The sequence below is a fragment of the uncultured Nostoc sp. genome (assembly GCF_964245445.1).
In the GTDB taxonomy this organism is placed as follows: Bacteria; Cyanobacteriota; Cyanobacteriia; order Cyanobacteriales; family Nostocaceae; genus Nostoc.
This window is the reverse complement of record NZ_CAXTNE010000440.1, coordinates 1-4096: the sequence shown is the minus strand read 5'-3', so window position 1 is coordinate 4096 and position 4096 is coordinate 1. Positions and strand designations below refer to the sequence as shown.

General features: G+C 42.3%; 2 protein-coding genes. Both read left to right on the top strand.

Annotation, left to right across the window (positions count from 1 at the left end; genetic code table 11):
- Window positions 1-852 precede the first annotated feature (852 nt).
- Window positions 853-2169, top strand: a complete 1317-nt coding sequence (locus ACFE90_RS36810; RefSeq protein WP_375507179.1) for an ATP-binding protein — start codon at window positions 853-855, stop codon at window positions 2167-2169.
- Between the two features lie 547 nt (window positions 2170-2716).
- Window positions 2717-4096, top strand: a 1380-nt coding sequence (locus ACFE90_RS36805; RefSeq protein WP_375507178.1) for a filamentous hemagglutinin N-terminal domain-containing protein, incomplete at its 3' end; no start/stop codon positions are given.

The window sequence follows — 4096 nt, the reverse complement described above, 5'->3', positions numbered from 1 at the left end:
GCACAAGCACCCAATGCATTATCTAATAGCTTCTTTTATTGTATTTATCAAGCAGGCAAAAACACTGCTCTTTGAAGAAAACAAACAATAGAAAGGAGAGAAAATTAGCAAATATCTTTAGACTTGTCCGTAAATTTATAACCCATTCTGTACAAGGGTTTTAAAGGGTGCTTATATGTCTTCGCTCAACATAGCAATAAGGGTTTGGGATAGTTAATGATAGTTTATAAACAAAAAATAGGATTTTTAAAGTTTAAGCGTTAACACAATTTATTATGCTATACAATCCGCCAAAGCTATATATGGTAGATATTAGGATTTATAAAAATAAAATTATATGTCCTATCTTTACGAAAATTTAGTTTTCGGATGGGTCTTTTGACCAAATCTGAAAGGGCAACCTATTAGTTTTGAATAGGAAATCGAACTATTACAGATGAACAAGCGTTAGTAGCACTCGTTATACAAGTAATGATTCATTAAGGAGAAAAACAAGGTAATCCACCGACCGAGCACACTGTAGAAAATCGAACCAAAAAGTTATAGTTGTAGATTCTGAATCGAATGTCACGCTTGAAAACGTGAAACTTCGCGCTTGGCTATCTTGTTGAGGGTAGGGTTGCAGGTTCGTGTTTAAGACAATTAAACTTTAGTTGCGTCAAGGAGTTCAACATTTTCTTGATTCCCCAAACCTGCAACCCCACACCCCACACCCAAAAGCCAGTTATATCTGGGGTTTGCGCTTAACAAGCGTGTCATTCGAGTCTGATCGCTTACCTGATGGTCTGATTATGCACTGATCTGTCGCCTCATATCTAAATAAAATTACACGACATCACCAAGCGCAAGCAGGTGAAACTGCTTTTAGAACGTCTCAATATGGAGCTTGAACGCCAGGTACAAAAGCGAATCGCTCAGTTGCAGCAAGCACTGGACTTTGAAGTAAGACTCAAACGGATCACTGATCAAATTCGCAACAGTCTGGACGAAAGTCAGATATTGCAAGTGGTTGTGCAGGAATTAACCCTGGTGTTAGGTACAATCTGCTGCCATACAGCTTCCTATAACCTCGAATCTGCCACTTCCACTCTCCTTTATCAGTACACAACCTCTGAATATGAAACTATTGCCTCGTCACTTTCATCTGTTGGTCAGGTAGTTTTCATGAACGCTTTCCCTGAAGTGTACCGTCAGCTTCTGCAAGGTGAGCATTTCCAATTCTGTGAAATAGATGTTAGCGCGGTTCGCAAGCCGTTGGCAATTTTGGCTTGCCCGATTATTGATAATCAAGCCATTTTAGGAGACCTTTGGCTATTCAAACAGAGAACGGATGCCTTTAATGAGCTAGAAATCGGGCTGGTGCAACAGGTCGCAAATGAATGTGCTTTTGCTATTCGTCAAGCCCGTTTAGATCAGGCATCTCAACAGCGAATTGAGGAACTTGAACGATTGAATCATCTTAAAGATGATTTCGTAAGTACAGTTTCACATGAGTTACGCACACCCATGACTAACATCAGAATGGCAATTGAGATGTTAGAAGCTATTTTGAAACAATCACAGACACTTGAACCTAGACACAGTAGTGCCACTCGTTATCTGCGAATTTTACGAGATGAATGCCAGCGAGAAATGAATCTGATTAATGACCTGCTGGATTTAACTCGTCTTGATACCAAGACCGAACCATTAGTGCTAACCAGCAAGAATCCTAGTTCATGGATTCTTCAGATTCTTGAACCTTTTGAAGAACGATTTTGTACTCAGCAGCAACAATTGCACATAGATATTCCGACTCAAATACCTGTCTTAACTACTGATTTCTTCCAATTAGAGGGTATTTTAGTGGAGCTATTCAACAATGCCTACAAATATACTCCTGCCAACGAAACTATTGCAGTATTGCTACGTGGCACACCGTCAACTTTGCGATTAAGCGTGAGCAATTCTGGTATAGAAATTTCTAAAGATGAACTTGCTCATATCTTCGATAAATTCTACCGCATTCCCAGTCATAACCCTTGGAAGCATAAAGGAACAGGATTGGGGCTGGCATTGCTTCGTAAGCGAGTGGAACAACTCCAAAGCACCATTATTGTATCTAGCGAGCAGAAGTGGATCACCTTTACACTGCAAATTCCTTGGAGCATAGAGCATGGAAAAGCATGACTCCATTGTTGTTTCACTTGATTCAAATAAAAATACTTGAAATTCCAATAGTGAGTTTGATGGAAAGCAACAAGAATCGTGATTATCTCGCTCAAACATAGACTTCTTTTCCGGTTACGTCTGATTCCTCCATTACTCAACAGCTTTTTGCGCCATTGCACTTCAAATATCTGACAGAAATCGTCTACATGGCAGAATAAAGCTCTAAACTAAACATAGGGCAGGTTGCTGGATTTGTCGTTATTTTCAGCTTACTACCTGCTCCTTTCCTTATCCCGAATTCAGGTTAAGTAGGTCGGCGTCAAGAATTCTCATTGGGATAAAGCAGTTATTGCAGGGGTAGGGAGAAAAAGGGCTTGAGCCTTGTTTACTTTTCTTTACATAGTTTGGTTTGATTGTGCCAGCTTACTTATCCTAATTAATTTAAATAAGTCGGCGTCAAAAAAACCAACTCTATAAAGAGAGGTAAATACGGAAAATACATCTTATAGAGGTGATTGAGATATGGGCGCGTAGAGGTTTGCAAAAATATTAAGAAAACTACCAAATGATTATTAAAAGCTGGTTCGATCGAGGTTTGGAGTGGAAGATTGGGGGTTGTGTCGCTTTAGTCGCGGCACTCTCAATAGGAGTAAGCGAGAATGTCTTAGCTCAAATCGTGCCTGACAAGACGCTAGGTGCTGAAGGTTCTGTTGTTACACCTAATGTCAGTATACAGGGAATTCAAGGCGATCGCATTGATGGTGGAGCAACTCGCGGCGCTAACCTGTTTCACAGTTTTGGGAAGTTTAATGTGGGTGAAGGCAGGGGTGTTTATTTTGCTAATCCTGCTGGAATTGAGAACATTTTAACTAGGGTTACGGGCAATAATCCTTCTAACATCTTGGGTAGGTTAGGGGTTTTGGGTGGGGCGAATTTGTTTTTACTCAATCCGAACGGAATTGTATTTGGTGCAAATGCCAGTTTGGATATTAAGGGGTCATTTGTGGCGACGACAGCCGATCGCGTACAGTTGGGTGATAGTGGCTATTTCAGTGCAGCACAACCGCAAACGAGTAGTTTACTGTCTGTGACTCCGGGAGCGCTGTTTTTTAATGCAGTTGCTAGTCAACCGGGTTCGATTATTAACCGGGGGAATTTATCAACACCGAAACATCTGACTTTAGCGGCGGGTAATCTCGACTTGCAGGGACAGTTACTTGCTGGGGGAGATTTGACGTTACAGGCAACTGATACGGTGAAAGTGCGCGATGCGATCACTAGCCCAATTATTGCTACTTCTGGGAGAAATCTAACCATTCAAGGCAACCAGAATATTGATATCTTGGCGCTTTCCCATCCCCTCTCAAAGATTGGGAGTGGGGGGAATCTCAACCTAGTCAGTGATGGCGATATTTCTCTTGATGCTCACTTTGAGAGTGGTGGTAACCTGTCGATGCTCACCAGTTCAGGCACACCGGGTAACTTTGTCAGTATGTTTGACCCGATTATTCAAGCGAATGGGGATGTTCTGTTTGGGGACTATACAGGCGTTGGTCTGAAGGTTGAAGCAACGGGCAGTATTCAGGGTGGAAATATTACTATTACAGGAGCTGAGTGTGTAGCGGGTTTTGCGGGATGTGTGGGCGGTATTCCCACAACCGATCCAGATTTCGCTACACTCACAAGTTGTCCATCGGTGATTTTACGGGCAGGGTTAGCCGCAGTCAACACTCCTAACCTGCCTCAGAATGCTGAAGGTACAGGGTTCACGGCTACTTCAGAGCTGCTACTAGGGATTAGTGTTGGCAATATCGATACTTCTTCGAGCATCGGTGGCAAGGGAGGGGACATTATATTCTCCGCTAGAAAGGGCAGCATTACTACTGGCGATTTGTTATCTTCCTCGCACTCTGATTCAGGCAATGCAGGGAACGGGGGCGCGATT